This window comes from Vibrio rotiferianus (assembly GCF_002214395.1).
Lineage (GTDB): Bacteria > Pseudomonadota > Gammaproteobacteria > Enterobacterales > Vibrionaceae > Vibrio > Vibrio rotiferianus.
The window spans coordinates 1244678-1265055 of sequence record NZ_CP018312.1 but is presented as its reverse complement, the minus strand read 5'-3'; the positions used below and the strand labels follow the sequence as shown (position 1 = coordinate 1265055).

22 protein-coding genes and 2 pseudogenes are annotated in these 20378 nt (G+C 41.1%); 3 read left to right on the top strand and 21 right to left on the bottom strand.

Annotated elements, in window-relative coordinates:
* Positions 1–7: 7 nt before the first annotated feature.
* The 5 genes from BSZ04_RS15010 to BSZ04_RS14980 all read right to left on the bottom strand — a co-directional run bounded on the left by BSZ04_RS15010 (position 8) and on the right by BSZ04_RS14980 (position 4190).
* Complete coding sequence (locus BSZ04_RS15010) at positions 8–361, bottom strand: DUF6404 family protein (protein ID WP_088880715.1); 354 nt, start codon at positions 359–361, stop codon at positions 8–10.
* A 712-nt stretch (positions 362–1073) separates the two neighbouring features.
* Complete coding sequence (locus BSZ04_RS15000; RefSeq protein ID WP_088880714.1) at positions 1074–1814, bottom strand: hypothetical protein; 741 nt, start codon at positions 1812–1814, stop codon at positions 1074–1076.
* 134 nt (positions 1815–1948) lie between these two features.
* On the bottom strand, positions 1949–2485 hold the full coding sequence (locus BSZ04_RS14990) for a GNAT family N-acetyltransferase (protein WP_088880713.1): 537 nt from the start codon (positions 2483–2485) through the stop codon (positions 1949–1951).
* A gap of 121 nt (positions 2486–2606) precedes the next feature.
* Positions 2607–3401 (bottom strand): GIY-YIG nuclease family protein, encoded by a 795-nt coding sequence (locus tag BSZ04_RS14985; protein ID WP_088880712.1) that lies wholly within the window; start codon positions 3399–3401, stop codon positions 2607–2609.
* A gap of 165 nt (positions 3402–3566) precedes the next feature.
* Positions 3567–4190 (bottom strand): hypothetical protein, encoded by a 624-nt coding sequence (locus BSZ04_RS14980; protein WP_088880711.1) that lies wholly within the window; start codon positions 4188–4190, stop codon positions 3567–3569.
* A 246-nt stretch (positions 4191–4436) separates the two neighbouring features.
* Here BSZ04_RS14980 and BSZ04_RS14970 point away from each other — a divergent pair, with 246 nt between their 5' ends.
* Complete coding sequence (locus tag BSZ04_RS14970; RefSeq protein ID WP_088880710.1) at positions 4437–4787, top strand: hypothetical protein; 351 nt, start codon at positions 4437–4439, stop codon at positions 4785–4787.
* Positions 4788–4945: 158 nt separating this feature from the next.
* Here BSZ04_RS14970 and BSZ04_RS14960 read toward each other — a convergent pair whose 3' ends face one another.
* The 5 genes from BSZ04_RS14960 to BSZ04_RS14935 form a co-directional block, all read right to left on the bottom strand.
* A complete protein-coding gene (locus BSZ04_RS14960; RefSeq protein WP_161493759.1) occupies positions 4946–5638 on the bottom strand; it encodes a DUF2971 domain-containing protein in 693 nt (230 codons plus the stop codon).
* Positions 5639–5755: 117 nt separating this feature from the next.
* Positions 5756–6607, bottom strand: coding sequence for an IS3 family transposase (locus BSZ04_RS14955; protein WP_088880707.1), 852 nt, complete (start codon positions 6605–6607; stop codon positions 5756–5758).
* On the bottom strand, positions 6604–6912 hold the full coding sequence (locus BSZ04_RS14950) for a transposase (RefSeq protein ID WP_004413754.1): 309 nt from the start codon (positions 6910–6912) through the stop codon (positions 6604–6606). Before BSZ04_RS14950 ends, BSZ04_RS14955 begins: the two co-directional genes overlap by 4 nt.
* A gap of 635 nt (positions 6913–7547) precedes the next feature.
* Positions 7548–7916 (bottom strand): VOC family protein, encoded by a 369-nt coding sequence (locus BSZ04_RS14940; RefSeq protein ID WP_088880705.1) that lies wholly within the window; start codon positions 7914–7916, stop codon positions 7548–7550.
* Between the two features lie 141 nt (positions 7917–8057).
* A complete protein-coding gene (locus tag BSZ04_RS14935; protein WP_069507797.1) occupies positions 8058–8579 on the bottom strand; it encodes a GNAT family N-acetyltransferase in 522 nt (173 codons plus the stop codon).
* Between the two features lie 905 nt (positions 8580–9484).
* Here BSZ04_RS14935 and BSZ04_RS14920 point away from each other — a divergent pair.
* Positions 9485–10525, top strand: coding sequence for an IS481 family transposase (locus tag BSZ04_RS14920; RefSeq protein ID WP_088880544.1), 1041 nt, complete (start codon positions 9485–9487; stop codon positions 10523–10525).
* A 56-nt stretch (positions 10526–10581) separates the two neighbouring features.
* Here BSZ04_RS14920 and BSZ04_RS14915 read toward each other — a convergent pair.
* The 8 genes and pseudogenes from BSZ04_RS14915 to BSZ04_RS14860 form a co-directional block, all read right to left on the bottom strand.
* Positions 10582–10863, bottom strand: a pseudogene (locus tag BSZ04_RS14915) (NUDIX hydrolase); the annotation flags it as partial.
* A gap of 172 nt (positions 10864–11035) precedes the next feature.
* Positions 11036–11548: a GNAT family N-acetyltransferase gene (locus tag BSZ04_RS14910; RefSeq protein WP_088881609.1), complete on the bottom strand. Its 513-nt coding sequence runs from the start codon at positions 11546–11548 to the stop codon at positions 11036–11038.
* Positions 11549–11682: 134 nt separating this feature from the next.
* A complete protein-coding gene (locus tag BSZ04_RS14900; RefSeq protein WP_151899063.1) occupies positions 11683–12345 on the bottom strand; it encodes a hypothetical protein in 663 nt (220 codons plus the stop codon).
* Between the two features lie 126 nt (positions 12346–12471).
* On the bottom strand, positions 12472–13155 hold the full coding sequence (locus BSZ04_RS14895) for an SDR family oxidoreductase (RefSeq protein WP_088880703.1): 684 nt from the start codon (positions 13153–13155) through the stop codon (positions 12472–12474).
* A 163-nt stretch (positions 13156–13318) separates the two neighbouring features.
* Complete coding sequence (locus BSZ04_RS14885) at positions 13319–13909, bottom strand: cold shock and DUF1294 domain-containing protein (protein ID WP_170827120.1); 591 nt, start codon at positions 13907–13909, stop codon at positions 13319–13321.
* Positions 13910–14058: 149 nt separating this feature from the next.
* Positions 14059–14721, bottom strand: a complete 663-nt coding sequence (locus BSZ04_RS14875; RefSeq protein WP_151899063.1) for a hypothetical protein — start codon at positions 14719–14721, stop codon at positions 14059–14061.
* 153 nt (positions 14722–14874) lie between these two features.
* Positions 14875–15234 (bottom strand): hypothetical protein, encoded by a 360-nt coding sequence (locus BSZ04_RS14870; RefSeq protein ID WP_025523617.1) that lies wholly within the window; start codon positions 15232–15234, stop codon positions 14875–14877.
* Positions 15235–16000: 766 nt separating this feature from the next.
* The gene (locus tag BSZ04_RS14860; protein ID WP_088880699.1) at positions 16001–16432 is read right to left on the bottom strand and encodes a GNAT family N-acetyltransferase; all 432 of its coding nucleotides are present in this window, start codon (positions 16430–16432) and stop codon (positions 16001–16003) included.
* A gap of 316 nt (positions 16433–16748) precedes the next feature.
* Here BSZ04_RS14860 and BSZ04_RS25410 point away from each other — a divergent pair.
* A pseudogene (locus BSZ04_RS25410) lies at positions 16749–17052 on the top strand (hypothetical protein).
* A 769-nt stretch (positions 17053–17821) separates the two neighbouring features.
* Here the strand turns inward: BSZ04_RS25410 and BSZ04_RS14840 are convergent.
* From BSZ04_RS14840 to BSZ04_RS14830, 3 genes are all read right to left on the bottom strand, one after another.
* Complete coding sequence (locus BSZ04_RS14840) at positions 17822–18964, bottom strand: Shedu anti-phage system protein SduA domain-containing protein (protein ID WP_088880696.1); 1143 nt, start codon at positions 18962–18964, stop codon at positions 17822–17824.
* 155 nt (positions 18965–19119) lie between these two features.
* Entirely contained in the window at positions 19120–19650 is a 531-nt protein-coding gene (locus tag BSZ04_RS14835) for a hypothetical protein (RefSeq protein ID WP_088880695.1), read from the bottom strand.
* A gap of 150 nt (positions 19651–19800) precedes the next feature.
* On the bottom strand, positions 19801–20208 hold the full coding sequence (locus BSZ04_RS14830; protein WP_088880694.1) for an NUDIX domain-containing protein: 408 nt from the start codon (positions 20206–20208) through the stop codon (positions 19801–19803).
* Positions 20209–20378: the final 170 nt, after the last annotated feature.

Sequence of the window (20378 nt, the reverse complement as noted above, 5' to 3'; positions counted from 1 at the left end):
TTTGGGCTTATTCCCCCAGAGAACCCCAATCTGTTAGATTTAATTGCTTACGCCTAATGTAATAGAAGGTTGCCATAACCAAGCCAAACAAAGCACCAGTAAGTAACGAAATGAAAACTGCTTCTAAAACTGGTTTACCTAACTCGTTCCACACAAGAAACCATTGAAAGACTCCCCAAACAGGAGCAAAGAAAGCCACACAAAGCATAACGTTTGCAAAGAAGCTTTGATAATAGGGTGGTGGAAAACACAGTCCTAGTTTACGTAACAACTTTACAAGTGGAGGATTGTAGTTCGACTTCCAAACACCTTTGTCACTTAATTCTTTGTGCGCAAGTTGTAGCTTCGTTTGATAATCCATGATCCAAAATCCTCGAATTCGATGTTTCCCGCGGAGAAACCTAACGCCCTGTTAAGGGGTGAGCAACGCAATACCGATGCCGCCGCATACCATCTTAATCACTTAAATCAACGCATAGTGAAAATACCACGCGTTGCGAATCCCTCTTGAACAGTTTGTTATGTGCGTGCTTAAACTGAACACCTTTGCTCACAGAATAGCTAATCGATATAAGAGGCGATCGCAACTGCACCAAAATAGAGTTCAAATGCGAAATAAAAAAATACACTTTTGGAGACTTTCTTCTTTAAAAGCACTTTAACCATAAGAAGTGTGACAATAACGTATACGATGGCAACTAACATTCTATCCCTACATGTAGCTTGAGCCTAACCGTGGCTACCCAACCGACGACACTTAGTAACCCGAACAATCAAGATGCTGGAAATGCAAAAAAGATATACAAGACTGCACCAAATACCGAGCCAGCCATGAACAAACCCAACTTTATTGCAGTACTTTTATCCGATTCCTTTTTGGACATAGTAATTCCTTTTACTAATTTAAAATGATTTGCATGCTCATCTAAACGTCACGAACACCAAAGCACATAACGCCCTGTTAAGGTGTGAGCGACGCAATACCAATGCCGCCGCATACCACCTTAATCACCTAAACCAACGCATAGTAAAAATGCCACGCGTTGCGAATCACTCTTAAACAGTTTGTTAGGTTAATGTTCAACCGACGGCTTGATAAACATTTCCTTTGGGAATTTTTTCTTCATATGAGAGTAAAGTAACGAATGTAACATCATAAGATCTCTTTCAGTAGTTTGAAGCTGAGATAAAATCCTATCAGTTGAAGAAATCAAAGAACCTATAACCAATGGTTCAATTTCTTCCTCCACCTGTTTGAGCTTGAAACCATCTGAGGAAGCTATATGTTTACATGGTTCAACAAGTTCGGTCGTATAGTAATCAATACGATTGTCAACATACTCCGTTATGGCAGAAGTGTTAAACTTACAATTCGATAGTTTTGCGAAGAAATTAGGATCATACCCACCGATTAGAAACGCGTACTTCTCTAAATCTAGCTTGTGAAGGTGGTCAACCGAATATCTAGGCATTATTAGATTTATACACTTCTCAGCATTTCCAGTTTCATAACCTTGATATACCTTTTTAATATATTCCCGAGTGACCCAAGCCTGGCTTAGTAACTGAACTAACAGATAATTAGCGCTAGAAATATGCCTGTTACGCTCTTCCTCTCTTTTCTCACTCACAAGATGAATTAATGTAAATAGAGCAGCAATGGCTCCAGCTGATGATATCAAGTCACTTAGAGAATTCAGAACTTTAATTATATTAGTAGATTGTTCTGAGGCATAAGAAAAAACCACAGCAAAAGCGTAGAATCCCAAAATCGCCCCAGCGATAACTTGTTTATATCTTGCAAAAAACTGCACGTTTTCTCCTATTAACCTAACGCCCTGTTAAGGTGTGAGCAACGCAATACCGATGCTCCCGCATACCACCTTAAACACTAAACGCAACGCATAGCAAAAATGCCAAGCGTTGCGAATCACTCTTAAACAGATTGTTATGCCTTGCCCCACTCGGCTCGAAGGACTGCCAAAACAACTGTATCCCACCACTGTCCTTTGAAAAAACGATGCTCCACAAAATGTGCTTCTTGGCGCATACCCAGAGACTTACAGAGCTTAATAGCTGGCAGGTTTTTACTGATTGTCTCCGCATAAATGCGGTGAACTCCCAACTCCGAGAACCCAAAATCTGCCAGAGCCAAGGCGGCTTCATGACTTAACTTATTACCTTGAGAGGCTCTCAAAAATGCACACCCCATCGAAGCCTGCTGATTGTCCTCTAGCCGTAAACAAACAGTCCCAACGAGCTCACCTGACACCTTACACTCGACAGCTAATTGGTATGATCTTCTTGGCTTCTCAGAAGCCTGAGCGATAAACAAGCTTGTTAACTCTCGGTATTTATTAGGGTCACAATCGCTTTCGTCATAGAAACGCTGATATTTAGCATCCTGAGACATAGCAACAAAAGCATCTTCATCGTTCAGAGTCATATCCCTAATAATCAGACGCTTAGTCTCGAGTTTAAACATCGAAAGTTCCTTTTCCTATTGAGGCATAACGCCGCATTAAGGTGTGAGCGACGCTTGGCTATACTTGAGCGAAGCGAAAACGCCAAGCGTTGCGAATCACTCTTAAATGCTTTGTTAAGTGCTACTTACCACCGCGTCTAATATTCAAAGCCATGTTGGCATTTGGTCTGTATTTTTTTTCAATAAAATAAGATTCACTCTCAGAAATACCATTGTGTAGAATTTTCATTTTGAGCTCAGAACCATAGAGATTAAAAGCATCCTGCAATTTCTTGTTTTCATGTTCACCAACTTTTAGTGAACTGAAATGCTGCTGCTTTCTTTTGAAAAAGTTGTTACTGACACCAACATATCCTTTAGTTAAATCCCAACCATTTACTGCAATATGATAAACACAAGAACTGCCCTTGGTCTTTGGAGATAACGGTGCATGAAGAGCAGACTTTAACCCTTTAAACTCATTTAAAGTAAGTGACTGAAATCCACTAGGTCTACTATTGCGTTCAAGCAGCAATAATTTCTTTTTATCTTCTACGAATAATTCTAAGGCTTCTTTTTGTTTGAAAAGTGAAGGGTTGAACCATTTAAACAAATTTTCCCACACCCAAACTATTGCAAAAGAAACAGCTAAAGACAGGACGAATGCGTAGCGAACAAAGAAAGAATCCCATGAGTCGCTTGAAAAAGAAACGAACGCTGATATTAAAACTGCGCCTACCATAAATTTGAAAATTATGTTCTCAATGAAAGCTGGTAAAGAGTAACCTTTTCTGATTTTTTCACGAAGTATTTCTAACGCTTCAGTTTCCTCAGGATAAACTTGCCTGATATCAAAATAGATGCCAGTTTCTATACTAGGTTTACTTGAGTGACGGGCTCTGTATCTATAGTTTCCATTTTTTCGATATCTTGCCATAAATATTTCGCATTCTTGTATGTTGACACTATTGTTTGGCGGGGCACTTAACGCCCAATTAAGGTGTGAGCCACGCTAGCACGACACTCAATTTGAACACCGTAAACACTAAACCAAATCCAAACCAAAAATGCCAAGCGTGGGGAATCACTCTTAAATTGTTTGTTATATTTTTGATGCCGCCATCAGTAAACAGTAGTTTTTTACGCTTTCACAATGCTCACCCATCCAGTATGCAAATGGGGTACTTCGGTGCCAATTTAGATCAACCAAGCTATTGTGAATGGTACTATCTGGAGTACTAAGTGAACCATGTGCCACAACTTGCTCTGGTACATTGTTTAGTCCACACCACCATTCAGGCATCGAACGTTTCCACTTTGTCTCAAGCCAAACATCAGATAAAGCAACTACGTATTCACTTTCGAAACCGGTAACCCCATTGTCATTAAGGAACTGTTTGTCTCGATGATGTAGACGCTCAATATCGTTTATAATTTCTTGTTTTTTCTTTGTGTGAGATAAACGTTTTTCCTCAATGAAAAAAACAGCTTTGTGCTTAGGAGAAAAAACAAAACCATCAATGTGCTGCTTTTTCTCAACCCAAGGAAACTCAAGCCATGATACAGCTCGATCATCATCGAGACATTTCACTAGGGCATTTACGTAGATATGAACTTGGTTAGCTTCTGTGAAACCAGTACTCCCTCGCGCTGGATAAAAGTTTGTTAGCGTTCGGGTGTAAGTCGCGACCATTTCATCAAATGATCTAGAAATTATTTGTTCCATCGAAACCTCAGAAAAATATAACGCCCTGCTAAGGGGTGAGCAACGCAATACCGAAGCCGCCGCAAACCACCTTAATCACTAAATTCAACGCATAGTGAAAATGCCACGCGTTGCGAATCCCTCTTGAGCAGTTTGTTAGTCGCGAGGCACCGAGCGACAATTTTAAGCCGAACTAAACTTTGCGAACAACAAACTTTATGTGCTTTGATGCATTTAAGTCAGGCGTAGTCTAAAAGCGGCTACTCAATGAAACCACCTAGAACAAACAACGCCGCAGAAAACGGACTAACAATACCAAAAAGCGCTTTTGGAAAGCCAATCTCACAATGCGGACTTTCAACAAAGTCACTGAAACCACGTGGAACTTACCACACCAGAGAAAGCGTCATTTCAGCGAGTAAATCGGCTTTTGTACCGACAAACTCACCGAGCGGAGTTGCAACCAAAAGCAAACTTTCGATTGCCCTGCTATGTCAGCACCAAAGAACAAAACAACCGCGAGGACACTTGCAAAACTTTGGACTTAAAACAGCTGAAAATGAGTTTGGACCAACGACGATGAACCTGTGGGCCGAACAATCAGCAGCCAAATTTTGAGCTTAGAAACATGATTTTGATTGCTAGCTTTTTCTGGCGACTAACGCCCTGTTAAGGTGTGAGCAACGTAATACCGATGCCACCGCATACCACCTTAAACACTAAACGCAACGCATAGTAAAAATGCCACGCGTTGCGAATCACTCTTAAACAGATTGTTATATTTCTTGAAACTCTACCTTAAATTCAGTTTTAGATTTTATCGCCTTGAACCATGTTATATGTTGATGAGCATCGCTATTCATGATTCTCTTCAACGTTTTAACATCTCTTTCAGATGTACGCATTCCGAAATAAATACTACGAATGCAGGAAGGAGAGAACTTAGCAACTCCGTGCCCATCATATTTTATGAGCCTAACTTCCTTTTCATATTCCCAAGTAACGTCTTTTGTGTTGAGCATCTTGGCGTATGGGTTGGCACTTTGTCTTTTCGGTGATAAGACTCCCTCTCCTTTATCCAATTGAACAAAGTCTAGCTCAGGTAGTATTTTCTGATAATCTACATCGTGAATAGTCAGGTCAATATTTTGTTCTCTAATCTGAACGAGATCAAATTCTATGCAAATACCTTTATGTTCATCAGCATAATGAGACCACATTACTGGGCTATCGATTCGTTTACTGAATGAGCATATACCTACGCCGGAAAATATATCAGCTAAGTCGTTGATCCTGTGATTTATTTCGTCTTGGTCACTAAATACACCTTGGTAAAGTTCTTCGAGATTTTGGCGATCTATTTGCGTATCAAAAGGATCATTAAGAGTTTCTGGTTTTGCACACCACAGTTCGTTGTTAATTAACATTTCAAAGGTTGACTTATTTAGCTCTCTGAATTTGTATGCCATGCTTAGACCCTCCTTAATCATGATTTATTGTAAGCAATCAGAACTGTAGACCACTCTAACTAAATATCCACCACCTCCTGAAATTGGTGTACCCCACAAAAAGTAGACAGTACATAACTACATACTTTCGTACTCAACTGGGCTGACATGCCCCAACGCTGAGTGTCTTCTTCTGCGATTGTAAAATACCTCGATGTATTCGAAGATGCCCATTCGGGCTTCTTCGACAGTTTGATAGTCTTCTGCGTATATCAGTTCGACTTTCAGTCGACTGTAGAACGACTCCATCACCGCATTATCCCAGCAGTTACCCTGCCGACTCATGCTTGGTACACCTCCATGCTTGCGCATGAAGTCTTGATATTTATATGCTCTGTATTGTACACCACGGTCCGAGTGGATAATGACGCCCTTAGGCGGCTTACGTGACTCAAACGCCATTTTTAGCGCATTGGTGATGAGCTCGACGGTCATCGTTGTCCCTAGCGACCAACCTACGATGCGCCTTGAATGCAGGTCCATCACTGTCGCTAGGAAGAGCCAACGGCTCTTCACCCAGATATACGTGATGTCTGTGACCCATTTCTGATTCGGTGTCTCAGATACAAAGTCTCTACGCAGTAAGTTGTCAGCAACATTCGTCATCGCAGCCACATCCTTGCTGTATTTAAACCCTTTGCCATTACGTGCCCTGATACCTTTTTCCTTCATAATATCAGCCACATAATTCACGCAGCAGGCATGGCCTGCTTCGTTGAGCTCTTCGGCTATTCGCACTGAACCGTAACGTGCCCGATATTGGGCAAAGGTACACATGACGAGCTGTTCAAAGCGCTCTCGCCGCTTTGAACGCTCACTCGGCGTATGATGACACCACCTGTAGTAACCACCTCGACTCACTTCTAACGTACGACACATTAAGCTAATCGAGTACTCGCCGGTATAGCTTTCAATGAACTCGTACTTCACTCTTGCTGCTTCGCGAAGTACGCCGAGACCTTTTTTAGGAATTCCATTTCATCTTTGAGTCGCTTGTTCTCGCGCCTTAGCGCTCGAAGCTCTTCGGACTCTTTCTTCGAATAATCGACACCATCTAAGGTGTTAAACTGTTTATCAGATAGGCGTGTGAACTGGCGCTTCCAGTTCCGGATCTGCTGGGCACTGATGCCCAGCTCCTTAGCAACAGAGACAGCCGTTCGGCCAGGAAGACTGGCCAAGCGCACTGCTTCTTTGCGGAACTCTTCGGTGTACGCGGGATTACGATGTTTAGCCATAAATCACCTCTCAATTAGACCCTAGTTCTAACTTAGTAAAGTGTCTACTAAACGTGGGGGACTCGGAAATATAACGCCAAATTAAGGTGTGAACAACGCTAACCACCCTACCTAAAGCATTGTGCCATAAACACTAAACTTGCTTGAAGTGAAAGCGCCGAGCGTTGTGAATCACTCTTAAATTTATTGTTAGCACATAGGGTTACGAACAGACTAACCCCAACCATGAGGCAAGCTTTCATTGCTATCATGATCCGCATTACAGACCTTGCACCTGAAATAACTAACCTGCGATTCTGATTTGCTTGAGCCTAGTAGGACACCAAAAACGATATTTAGAATGCGAGACTTAGTACTATTCTTCACTCGCTGCTGAGCTTCCACTTCAGATGTACTTAGTCTTCTATGAGCCGTCTTCTGATTGCAGTTTCCACAATGTAGAAGCGTTTCATCTTTAGACATTTACCTCTTCCTTAATCACGAATATTGAACCTGTGTGCTAACGCCAAATTAAGGTGTGAACAACGCTAACACCTTAGCTAAACCATTGTGCCATAAATACTAAACTTGCTTGAAGTGAAAGCGCCGAGCGTTGTGAATCACTCTTAAATTTATTGTTATATGCGTACTCGAAGCTACATTGAAACTGCTTCGATTTTGTTTCCGTCTAAGTCATGAATGAACGCTGCATAGTAAGTTTCACCATATTCTGGTCTTAATCCTGGCTTACCTGCACATGAACCGCCTAACTCAATGGCTGTAGCATAGAACTGGTCAACAGCTTCTTTTGAAGGCGCATTAAAAGCAATATGAGCACCATTACTTGATGTAGTTTTTCCTTCGCAGGGACGTCCGACCCAAAACTCAAAGTTTTCACCATAAGCCGCTGCGATATTTTCTATATAGTGAGCACGCTTGATAGACAACGTAGAAAGAACTGAGTCATAAAAACCAACTGCTTTTACCACATCAGAAGCACCAACTGAGACGTGATTTAGAATCATTTTTAAGTCCTTTTATTGTTTGAAACTTGAAAGCATATAACGCCGCATTAAGGTGTGAGCAGCGCTTGGCTATACTTGAGCGAAGCGAAAACGCCAAGCGTTGCGAATCACTCTTAAATGCTTTGTTAGCCCTGTGGTTGACTAGTACATATAACCTAGCCAATCAAAATGTCCAACACCCCACTGCTTATCTCTGAGTGGTTTCACATACAGTTCATCAATATGCTCTACAGCAACTCCAAAGTTGGTGTGCTCGTGAAGCCTTAACCAAGACTGCATACACTGAACTTTGTTAAAGCCATTTGATGAGTAGAAATCATGTAACTCAGATATGAGGATTATGAAATCAACGTCTTTAGTTTCAGCAAATGCCGATACTTCTGACAACATGAAAGAGCCAATACCTTGCCCTCGATAACGTTCGTCAACACAAAAGTCGATTACGCCAAGAACCTTATGTATTTCCCCACCGACGCTAACAACGCGATAATCCAGTCCAAGATAGCCAACCAACTGTTCACCTTGAAAATGAAGGGCACGCATATGAGGTAACTGCTTAAAATAAGAACGACTTACTTGGTGGTCTGGAAAAGCTTGATTTCTTAATGCTTCGATTGCCTTGTGATGCAATTCTGAAACATCTATTTCTTGTACGATTTCCATATCATTTCCTAAAAAAGGGCTAACGCCTTGCTAAGGTGTGAGTAACGCAATACAAAAGCTACCGCACAGCGCCTTAATCACCATAAGCCACCGCATAGTAAAAATGCCACGCGTTACGAATCACTCTTAAGCAATTTGTTAGTACATGTGCCACTTCTAATTATGCGCTCCAAGATATTGAAAAGTCGCATGATATGAAAGGCTTTGAACACTGAAGTGAGACGGGCAGCTACAAAACTTTACCCCGAATGAAAGACGAAAGTTGGCTAGAAGAAAAACGCACTGAACTGCCCTGCTTTCACTGGCTTAAAATTAGAAAAGGATTCTTTCCTCGTACTTCAACAGCCACAACAAAAGTAATCGAGGTTCTCTCAAAAGCCACCACGAAAATGAAGAAGCACCAAAGAAATAGGCTAAGAGTTAGAAGCCGTAGACGGTGAAATCAAAGCGAGCACTCCGCATATAGTGCCACCGGAAAGATCGTGAAAGGCACTAACTGAAAGGTGTAAATACGAGCGCCAAAACAGATAAACACCTGAACTTATGACCTTTGATGTCAAACCCGTACTAACGCCCGCTTAAGTGGTGAGCAACGCAATACGATGTTTCCGCATTCCACCTAAATCACTAAAATCAACGCATGATAAAAGTGCCACGCGTTGCGAATCCGTCTTGAAGCGTTTGTTATGTGTATTGGCTTAAGTGATTCTCTATAAATTCGATATCAGCTCGATAAAAATCACCAAGTGGAATAGCACTTGGCTCAAGCCAAAAGAAAGTTTGCTGCCTAACTTCATCTGTATTAGTTCAGACTAGATCTGACACTTCAATTTGAAAAGAAGAGAGTTACCCACTTTGATTAAAGGTGCTTAGTCATCAATCAAAGACAATAAGAGGTAACTCTCATGCTTCATACTAGCAATCCAATTATCAAACACAAAGCTGGGCTTCTCAATCTTGCAGAAGAGCTTGGTAATGTATCTAGAGCCTGCAAGGTTATGGGTGTCTCTCGAGACACGTTTTATCGCTATCAAGAGCTGGTTGAAACTGGCGGTATTGATGCTCTGATTAATCAGAGCAGAAGAGCACCAAACTTAAAGAACAGAGTCGATAGTGAAACCGAGCAAGCCGTCCTAAAATATGCCATAGACTTCCCTGCCCACGGGCAAGTGAGAACAAGCAACGAACTACGTAAACTGGGAGTATTTATTTCTCCGAGTGGTGTTCGCTCAATTTGGCTTCGCAACGACCTAGAAAACTTCAAAAAACGCCTCATTGCCTTAGAAAAGCAAGTTGTTGAGAACGGTATCATTCTAACGGATGAGCAAGTCGCTGCTCTCGAGCGCAAGAAGCATGATGATGAAGCTTGTGGTGAGATAGAGACCGCCCACCCAGGCTATCTCGGTTCCCAGGACACATTCTATGTTGGCAACCTTAAAGGTGTTGGGCGTATCTATCAGCAGACGTTCGTTGATACCTACAGCAAAATAGCTTTCGCAAAGCTCTACACGACAAAAACACCAATCACCGCAGCAGATATGCTGAATGACAAGGTTCTGCCGTTCTTCGAGAATCATGAACTACCAATGTTGAGAATTTTGACAGACCGAGGGACTGAATACTGTGGCCGTGTTGATCAACATGACTATCAACTCTATCTGGCCATCAATGATATCGACCACACAAAAACGAAAGCAATGTCACCGCAGACAAATGGTATCTGCGAACGCTTCCACAAGACCATATTGAATGAGTTCTACCAAGTAACATTCAGAAAGAAACTGTATGGTTCGATGGAGGAGTTGCAGAAAGATCTGGACGAATGGATGGACTACTACAACAATCATCGTACCCATCAAGGAAAAATGTGTTGCGGCAGAACGCCAATAGAAACATTAGAGGATGGGAAGTCAATTTGGGCTGAAAAGAATTTAGCCCAAATATAATCTGACAGGCACCGAGTCTAAAAGTGGGTAACTGTCAGATCAGGTCTGAATTAGTACACTTCATCAATCATCTGAGGCTCAGTATCATTACCCGCACGTAAAACAACATAATGAATTTCACCACCAAAATCATTTTTAGCTTGATGACTACCGAGTCGCTTTAAACCTTGCAGTCCCGTTTCTTCCCACAGCTCTCTAACTGCTGCTTGATTACCTGACTCACCAGGGTCAATAGAACCGCCTGGGAATTCAAATACCATTCCTTGCCCTCGTCTGAAGCGCTTTTGGATAAGAACTTTTCCATCTCTTACGACCACGCCCATTGCAATATTTTTCATGTGAACTTTCCTTGTTCTTCTAAATACACATAACGCCGCATTAAGGTGTGAGCAACGCTGCCACCAAACCTAAACCATTGCGCCGTAAACACGAAACCCAACCTTGAACTAAAATCGCCAAGCGTTGGGAATCACTCTTAAATGCTTTGTTATGTGAATTTTTCCAGCGCGCTCAATACACACAACCATTAAACTCAATGACTTGATTACTTAAGACGTGACTGCCTTTGTAAGTCTTAACCATGCCTCCGCGGTAGACAAAAGCATTCCAATTTTTCTGCTGTATGTCGAAGTAATGAATAGGCAAAAGCAACTCTGAATACCCTGAACTTCGATATACATCTGGCTCATAAGCAAAGAGAAAAGAATGAGTTACACCAAAAGATACCAAGTATTTATCCAGTTCTTTTACGATGACTTTGGCTAAGCCAAGACCACGCTTATTTGGTGCAACAGCAATGCCGCCAACTATGCCCGCTTTGAAGCTTGTTGAACCTTGTGACATTAAACGACTGTAAGCAAAACCAGAAGCAACAATCTGATTTTCGTCTTCAATGAGAACTGCACAAACGAACTCGTGATTAAAATTGACCGTAAAATCTTGGCCAAAAACCGAGTTTAGATGTGTATTAAGTGCAGCTTCATGCGCCTCAATTTCACCATTTTCGACGACTGATATTTTCAATATACGCTCCATTCACATAACGCCCTGTTAAGGTGTGAGCAACACAATACCGATGCTTCCGCATACCACCTTAAACACTAAACGCAACGCATAGTAAAAATGCCACGCGTTGCGAATCACTCTTAAACAGTTTGTTAGTTTTCTGTTTGGTAAGCAGTTGATGTTGTGTGCTTATTAACTTTTTTGTTATGCGCTTTATGTAAATCGAAGAACTCTTCTTCGTTTACTACACCTTGTTGTAGCATTAGCTCATATTTCATGAACTCACTTAAGCTACCTAAGAAAGCATTGGCTTGCTCTACAAGCTGATAAAAGCTTTGGCGATTTATATTTCTGTTATGTAGTGTATAAAGCGCACTTTTTGAGTTTGAAAGTGCAACATACAATGCAGATGCTGATTGGGGGTGTATTGTTCGTAATATATTAATATCACTCAAAGCTGAGTCAACAATTGGCGGAATTTCAATGACATTGTCGTTCATGAGCATCTCAACCGTATACTCTGAATTTAAATCAACAGCCTTACTCAATTCATCTGGCAATCTACGTAGAATCTCTGTTGTATCATCAATTTCGTTCCTAGCAATATATAGAACTTGCGTAACCAACTCAGAGTCTCTCTCTTTTTGACTCTGTTCATTTAAAAATTGAGCAACATATAAGCTAGAGAATACAATTATTGCCGAAACGATAATTTTTCCCGCTTCTACTCTAAACACCTTTCCTTCAGCTCTGGACACATACTGGGTGATTACATATACCGTTGCTATCAATAATGCTGGTACAAAATATGACACAGATTTCCTCTCTCTGACTAAGACAACTAACGCCGCATTAAGGTGTGAGCGGCGCTTGGCTATACTTGAGCGAAGCGAAACCGCCAAGCGTTGCGAATCACTCTTAAATGCTTTGTTATACGAATTTTACCAGACGTGTTCCGCCCCCTGCCATGTTAAGAACTTACCACTTTGTTCTAAGGTCAAGTTACTTATAAGCTTTACAATACCTGATGCACTTTCTTCAACAGTGATATCTGCGTCCTTACCACCCATATCCGTTTTCACCCAGCCAGGATGAATTGGGCACACAACAATTCCTTTAGGCTTAAGTTCCAATGCCAAAACTTGCATTACCTTATTAACCGCTGCTTTTGAGCTTCGATACGCATACATACCATAGCTTTCTCGGTTTAATGCCCCCATTTGACTTGAGACGGTAATAATACGAGGGTTTGCACTAGTTTCGATAAGCCCTAAAAGAGCTCGACTAACCATAAGAGGCGCGATTGAGTTCACTGCAAAGGTATTGAGCCATTCCTTTGGGTCGATAGCCTCCATGGATTGCTCATCTGAACCAATGACACCCGCATTATTGATAAGTATGTCTAACTGAACATTGGATAGCTTAGAGGCCAAATTAGCTATTGAGCTTTCATTAGTAACCTCTAGTTCATGTAGTGTCAGCGAACTATTAACAAGCATGCTTTTTAACTGCATTGAAGGCTGGCCACGATAAGTCGAGATGACGCTATAACCTAAAGCTAAAAACTGACGAGTTAATTCAAGCCCAATACCTCTTGAAGCTCCAGTGATTAAGACTGTTTCCATTTGCTGAATTTCCTTATTCGTATAACGCCCTGTTAAGGTGTGAGCAACGCAATACCGATGCCGCAGCATACCACCTTAAACACTAAAACCAACGCATAGTAAAAATGCCACGCGTTGCGAATCACTCTTAAACAGTTTGTTAGCCCACATCTCACCGCTAGTGCTAGAACCAATTGCTAATAAAGTTCTGAACGAACACCGAACCTGATGGAGTGAATGTCCAAACAAATGCTCCAATATTTACGGATATCGTCAGCCACAAAATCGATTTAAATGGCTGTTTTTTCGACTTATGACGAAGTTGATTTTGAGCACATAATGCCCCCATCCAACCACCGAGTAACGATAAAAGATGAAGCGTATTTTCTGGTGTCCGCCATTTGCCGTTTTGAGCGGCATTTTTATCTATTGCGTACATTACGTAGGTAACAATGGACATCAGGATATAAGCTGCAATGAACAGCTTCTCACCACCTAATATGAATACAGCTGTACTCGCTAAAACTAAGTAAACGATGCTAAACATGATTGTTGAAGGTACCGAGCCGGAACCTAGAATTGTTACATTAGTGGCGTTGTAACGCCCTTTTTTGTCTTCGTTAACTTCAAATTTAACTTCATCATCGACCTTAGGGCGTCGACCTTTACTCTGAACCGTTGATATATGGAGAAAAACTCTTAATTCACCATTTAATGCCGAAATGAATCCATAACCTTTTGAGTCATTCCACTCTATAACTTTACCTTTGATCATCGAACTCTACTTTTTATTTCTCTCTTGTGGGCTAACGCCCTGTTAAGGTGTGAGCAACACAATACCGATGCTTCCGCATACCACCTTAAACACTAAACGCAACGCATAGTAAAAATGCCACGCGTTGCGAATCACTCTTAAACAGTTTGTTAGTTTTCTGTTTGGTAAGCAGTTGATGTTGTGTGCTTATTAACTTTTTTGTTATGCGCTTTATGTAAATCGAAGAACTCTTCTTCGTTTACTACACCTTGTTGTAGCATTAGCTCATATTTCATGAACTCACTTAAGCTACCTAAGAAAGCATTGGCTTGCTCTACAAGCTGATAAAAGCTTTGGCGATTTATATTTCTGTTATGTAGTGTATAAAGCGCACTTTTTGAGTTTGAAAGTGCAACATACAATGCAGATGCTGATTGGGGGTGTATTGTTCGTAATATATTAATATCACTCAAAGCTGAGTCAACAATTGGCGGAATTTCAATGACATTGTCGTTCATGAGCATCTCAACCGTATACTCTGAATTTAAATCAACAGCCTTACTCAATTCATCTGGCAATCTACGTAGAATCTCTGTTGTATCATCAATTTCGTTCCTAGCAATATATAGAACTTGCGTAACCAACTCAGAGTCTCTCTCTTTTTGACTCTGTTCATTTAAAAATTGAGCAACATATAAGCTAGAGAATACAATTATTGCCGAAACGATAATTTTTCCCGCTTCTACTCTAAACACCTTTCCTTCAGCTCTGGACACATACTGGGTGATTACATATACCGTTGCTATCAATAATGCTGGTACAAAATATGACACAGATTTCCTCTCTCTGACTAAGACAACTAACGCCCTGTTAAGGGGTGAGCAGCGCAATACTGAAGCTGCCGCATACCACCTTAATCACTTAAACCAACGCACAGTAAAAATGCCACGCGTTGCGAATCCCTCTTGAACAGTTTGTTAGGTGAATTATCGCGCACCCAACTCCTTTAGTTCCCTTGCACTTTTTAGAACAGGTTGAAGATAGTTCTCTAACACTAAAAACCATTGCGGCTCAGACAACTTACCATCAGAGCCAACTTCTAAGGGAGGTACCCAATCTTTGTGCCGATTAAAAAGATCTGGGATTGAATCACTAACATTCGACAATTGATTTTGGTTAAAACCATTGCAAATCAGCTCATCTACGTCAAACAAAGCACGCTCGTATATTGAAACTATCTTGGCATCTTTATGATTTAGTTGAAGATGAGCAATTAAAAGCGTCAAACGTCCTTTTAAGTCATTTAGCTGCATCAATCTATCAGTATTTGTGTAGTGATATTCCATTAATTCACCTAACGCCTTGTTAAGGTGTGAGGCACGCAATGCCGAAGCTTCCGCATACCACCTTAACCACTAAAACCAACGCATAGTAAAAATGCCACGCGTGCCGAATCACTCTTAAACAATTTGTTATGTGCGTGCTAAAATTAAACACCTTTACTCTCTGAACAGCTAATCGATATAAGAGGCTACCGCAACTGCACCAAAATAGAGTTCAAGAGTGAAATAAAAAAGTACACTTTTGGAGACTTTCTTCTTTAAAAGCAATTTAACCATCAGAATTGTGACAATAATGTATACGATGGCAACTAACATTCTATCCCTACACGTAGCCTGAGCCTAACCATGAGCTATTCAAGTAACGAAATTTAGCAACCCGAACAATCAAGATGTTGGAAACGCAAAAAAGATATACAAGGCTGCACCAAATACCGAGCCAGCCATGAACAAACCCAACTTTATTGCAGTACTTTTATTCGATTCCTTTTTGGACATAGTAATTCCTTTTACCTATTTTAAAATGACTTTCATGTACATCTATACGTCATCAGCACCAAAGCACATAACGCCGCGTTAAGTGGTGAGCAACGCTACCACCAGACCTAAACTATTGTGCCGTAAACACTAAAGCCGATTCAAACTGAAAATGCCAAGCGTTGGGAATCCGTCTTAAACGCTTTGTTATGTGATTTTTAGCCGCATACGGAAACGCCCAAAGTTATTAGCTTTGGGCGTTTCTTCTGACAAACTGGTTACGACAAACCGAGCATTAAAGTGTCATATGCAGAATTGGAAAAGGTTTTCCCATATCATCAAGCGGCGAGCGAGAAACAACTTTAAAACCCATATGCTCGTAGAAACCTACCGCTTGCGGGTTTTGTTCGTTTACATCGACTTTGGTTGCGCCTAACTGCTCTATTGCGTATTGCAGTAGCACCTTACCAACACCTTGCCCTCTTGCCTCGTTTAAGATGAACAGCATTTCAACCTTTGAGTCGTGAATTCCCACGAAACCTAAAATTGAACCACTTTCATTTTTCACACATCTTAACGTGACAGCAGGAAAAGCCTGCTCAATGATAATTGGTTTAAAAAACTCAATATCTTCTTCTGATATGAAGTCATGAGTTGCTCGGACTGAATTTTCCCAAACACTAAGCATTTCTGCGTAATTTTCAGGAAGCACATTTTCTACAATCATCGTATTTTCTCTAAAGTTGACTGAAATTCATGTGCAGCCGCGAGCGGGCATTTTAGCTCCAAAGGGTATGAATTGTCCACCAATCACATAACGCCCTGCTAAGGGGTGAGCAACGCAATACCGAAGCCGCCGCATACCACCTTAAACACCAAACACAACGCATAGTAAAAATGCCACGCGTTGCGAATCCCTCTTGAGCAGTTTGTTAGTCGCGAGGCACCGAGCGACAATTTTAAGCCGAACTAAACTTTGCGAACAACAAACTTTATGTGCTTTGATGCATTTAAGTCAGGCGTAGTCTCAAAGCGGCTACTCAATTAAACCACTTAGAACAAACAACGTCGTAGAAAACGGACTGACAACACCAAAAAGCGCTTTTGGAAAGCCAATCTCACAGTACGGACTTTCAACAAAGTCACTGAAACCACGTGGAACTTACAACACCAGAGAAAACGTCATTTCAGCGAGTAAATTGGCTTTTGTACCCAACAAACTCACCGAGCAGAGTTGCAACCAAAAACAGACTCTCGATTGCCCTGTTCTGTCAGCACCAAAGGACAAAACAACCGCTAGGACACTTGCCAAGCTTTGGGCTTAAAACAGCAGAAACTGAGTTTTGACCATCGACGATGAATCTGTATACCAAACAAACAGCTGCCAAATTTTGAGCTAAGAAACATGATTTTGATTACTAGCTTTTTCTGGCGACTAACGCCGCGTTAAGTGGTGAACAACGCCTACCACCAAACCTAAACCACTGTACCTTAGACACTAAACCTGACTGAAACTAAAACCGCCAAGCGTTGTGAATCCGCCTTAAACGCCTTGTTAGGCGAAGTTTTCCACCAGTGTTTAAGTTATTTTTAAAGCAGATTACCTTAAACCCTATAAGCAACCAAACACCCACTGACTTTTTGTGATTCAAGAACCACAAAACTCACTATGTTTCAGCCAAATTTCCAACGACCACGAAATGCGAATTTGCAGCGACTAAGCTGTTTTTGAACCTGAAAAACTAACAGCTACGAGCTAATAGCAAAAACGAAAGCTACGATTAACTTGCCCTTTCCACACTTTGAGCCAGTGAAACTCACAACCAAGCGACTGTAAAAACCAATGAGGCAACCCGCGAGACTTGGCATGTTTTACGGTTGGAGATATTCAAGAATTTGAGCCGACAATGTTGAATTGCCGACTTAGAAAAACGAATGCTCAGAGAGACCTAAGAAGATGAGAACAAGAAACTTTCCTGCCCGTCGCCTAACGCCCTGTTAAGGTGTGAGCTACGCAATACCAAAGCCGCCGCATACCACCTTAAACACAAAACGCAACGCATAGCAAAAATGCCAAGCGTTGCGAATCACTCTTAAACAGATTGTTAGCAGCGTTCTATTTGTTTGATTTATGCTCATTAAGAACAATGAATGATGCTCTTTCAAATAACTCGTCGTAGGTAATGATTTCTACGTTTCGAGAGTCTCGACGGAAAAGTTCGAGAGTTTTGCGCTTCATTTTTTTGATTCCTGGGGGCTCCGCTGCATTATCAACCTGTGCCCAGTTGCCAACAATTAGAACCGTTTTCGAGTCATAAGCATTCTGATTTATTTCGCTGTAATCGTCAGCATATAGATCTCGAGTTGTTTCAATCTTGAGCGTTCCGCTAGCTTTTTGTTCCAGAATTTGTGAGTAAGCTTCCATCAATTCTTTTGATAGTTTCCAACTCTGCGCTCTATTTTGAGCGGTTCCAAACAATGGGGTTGTAGGTAACTTAAGTTCGACAAACGTTGTAAATTTATTGTCACCCATTAAGAAATCTGCAATAACACCTTCACTGCCACCCGCATTAGTATCAGACGCGTGAAACTCCTTTTGTAAGACACCTTGGAATCGGTAGTCTAAACCATAACCGAATATCCATTGATTCACCGCGAAGAAATGCTGCCATGCAGTCTCGTCTTTTGTATTTGGCTTACCGATATCGACTTTATACTGAGGTAGATAGTTTGACGACAGTAGTTTTTTGAATATTTCTAACTGTGACTTCCGATAACCCGTATTCACAAGATCCTGAGTAGTGATCATTCCTTGCGACAGTAAGTCCCTAACAACTTCTCCACCATCAGAACCTGAAAGTAGTGTGGTTATTTTCTGTTTTGTCTCGGCATCAAGCACATCCATTGAATCATCGGATAGCTTAATACGTCGCTCTGCTATCCCCTTCAAATCAAGTTCTTGAATGAAATTCAAGAACGTTTTCAATTGCTGCATATTGAACTTGGAAAGTTCAATAACTTGCTTCTCCTGACCGCTGACTAACTTGCATAGCTTAATGCCCTCAATGTCATCTTTTTCTTTCAGATAGACAACTTTCATCATTGTCCGAGGAGCTAGCTGAATATGAAACTCTTTCTCGTCAGAGAAAATAACTTGGAAAAACCTACCTTTCTCGAAGGTGTGATTATAGAGAGTCTCTAGTTTAGAGTTTCTTATCACATCTTCTTCTGTAGGCTTAAAATTAGGAATTTCAAACACCGATAACCTCTTATCTATCGTTTACTTGGAAGCTGCTAACGCCCAATTAAGGGGTGAGCAACGCCACCACCCAACCTAACGTATTGTACCGTAAACACTAAATTTGAAGTAGAAGCAAAAGTGCCAAGCGTTGAGAATCCCTCTTGAATTGCTTGTTATGTGTTGGGTAGCTTGACAGAGAATTCACTTTCATTTTGTACTAATTCTAACGACATTCTCTTCTCATGAACCACGCTAAGAAAAACGTTAATCACGCTTACAAGCTGCATATAATACAATTCCTTTTTACTCTCTCTGTCTGAAGCAAAAAAGAACCCTGCGCAAACATGGTTATCAGGAACAAACGGTGAAAAGTGGTTGCTATGTACAAATTGATTACATAAAGCCTCCAAACTAAGTTGCTTTGAGCCGCCAGAAAGAAGCTGGTAGTCATTTATGAACTTATTTTGTTTAGACTTTTCTGCTATGGGGTAAGTCGTAATTTTCCAGTTAAGGCTTATGACATTATTGGGAAGTAAACCGCTTTCTTTCAATTTACGGATAGCGTAAAAGCCGAGAAAAATGGATTTTTCAACCGAAAACTCCAGCTCGACATCCCAATCATTACTTCGGTAAAGCTTTTCAAGAGATGTAGCTGATTGCTCTAGCTCAGCTAACCAATACCTTTTCAATCGACTGTCAATCATAAAACCTCTTAAACACATAACGCCGCGTTAAGTGGTGAACAACGCCAATCACCAAACCTAAACCATTGTACCTTAAACACTAAATTAAACTTATACTGAGATCGCCAAGCGTTGTGAATCCGTCTTAAACGCCTTGTTAGCAATACGAACTCATAGGTTGAGATAGCCTCTTATTCTTTGCTGATTCGATGGCACAGCGTCTGGGAGGGCTAAGTACGTTTCTATGTCCATAAGCTTCCAATATTGCCCCTCATCGCCAAACTGAATTTCGCGTAACTCACTTTCGGTTATCGTAACTGCAAGAAAATATGCACAACCAAAGCCTGTATGACTTTCTACTTTTTGCTTGTAATGAATACGCGAAGGGCACAGTTCGATACCGAACTCTTCTTTCAGCTCTCTAAGCGCACAATCCTCTGGCGTTTCGTTCTCTTCACGACCGCTACCAGGTAAATCCCAGCAATTCGGATATGAAATGGAAGAAGTATTATCTCTTTTATAGGTAATAATTTGCTCGTTACAATGAACAACTAATTTGCATCCCTTAAAATGTTGCACACTGTCTCTCCTAAGATTGCTAACGCTTTCTATACGGCCTGTCGCCGTCTTTCAGGCACGCTACCGCCTTCTTTCATTCCAAAAGAAAGTATGCATGCTAGCACTTATCTTTATGAAACAAATAGAAAATCAGTATGAATCTGTGTGCTCACACACGCAATTAGACAGCG

Bases quoted from the DNA above. Each gene is read 5' to 3' on its own strand.
- BSZ04_RS14985 (WP_088880712.1), bottom strand. From the start codon at position 3,401: ATGGCAAGATATCGAAAAAATGGAAACTATAGATACAGAGCCCGTCAC.
- BSZ04_RS14970 (WP_088880710.1), top strand. From the start codon at position 4,437: ATGAAACCACCTAGAACAAACAACGCCGCAGAAAACGGACTAACAATA.
- BSZ04_RS15010 (WP_088880715.1), bottom strand. From the start codon at position 361: ATGGATTATCAAACGAAGCTACAACTTGCGCACAAAGAATTAAGTGAC.
- BSZ04_RS14935 (WP_069507797.1), bottom strand. From the start codon at position 8,579: ATGGAAATCGTACAAGAAATAGATGTTTCAGAATTGCATCACAAGGCA.
- BSZ04_RS14990 (WP_088880713.1), bottom strand. From the start codon at position 2,485: ATGTTTAAACTCGAGACTAAGCGTCTGATTATTAGGGATATGACTCTG.
- BSZ04_RS14835 (WP_088880695.1), bottom strand. From the start codon at position 19,650: ATGATTGACAGTCGATTGAAAAGGTATTGGTTAGCTGAGCTAGAGCAA.
- BSZ04_RS14980 (WP_088880711.1), bottom strand. From the start codon at position 4,190: ATGGAACAAATAATTTCTAGATCATTTGATGAAATGGTCGCGACTTAC.
- BSZ04_RS14960 (WP_161493759.1), bottom strand. From the start codon at position 5,638: ATGGCATACAAATTCAGAGAGCTAAATAAGTCAACCTTTGAAATGTTA.
- BSZ04_RS14860 (WP_088880699.1), bottom strand. From the start codon at position 16,432: ATGATTGTAGAAAATGTGCTTCCTGAAAATTACGCAGAAATGCTTAGT.
- BSZ04_RS14870 (WP_025523617.1), bottom strand. From the start codon at position 15,234: ATGGAATATCACTACACAAATACTGATAGATTGATGCAGCTAAATGAC.
- BSZ04_RS14920 (WP_088880544.1), top strand. From the start codon at position 9,485: ATGCTTCATACTAGCAATCCAATTATCAAACACAAAGCTGGGCTTCTC.
- BSZ04_RS14940 (WP_088880705.1), bottom strand. From the start codon at position 7,916: ATGATTCTAAATCACGTCTCAGTTGGTGCTTCTGATGTGGTAAAAGCA.
- BSZ04_RS14895 (WP_088880703.1), bottom strand. From the start codon at position 13,155: ATGGAAACAGTCTTAATCACTGGAGCTTCAAGAGGTATTGGGCTTGAA.
- BSZ04_RS14885 (WP_170827120.1), bottom strand. From the start codon at position 13,909: ATGATCAAAGGTAAAGTTATAGAGTGGAATGACTCAAAAGGTTATGGA.
- BSZ04_RS14950 (WP_004413754.1), bottom strand. From the start codon at position 6,912: ATGGCTAAACATCGTAATCCCGCGTACACCGAAGAGTTCCGCAAAGAA.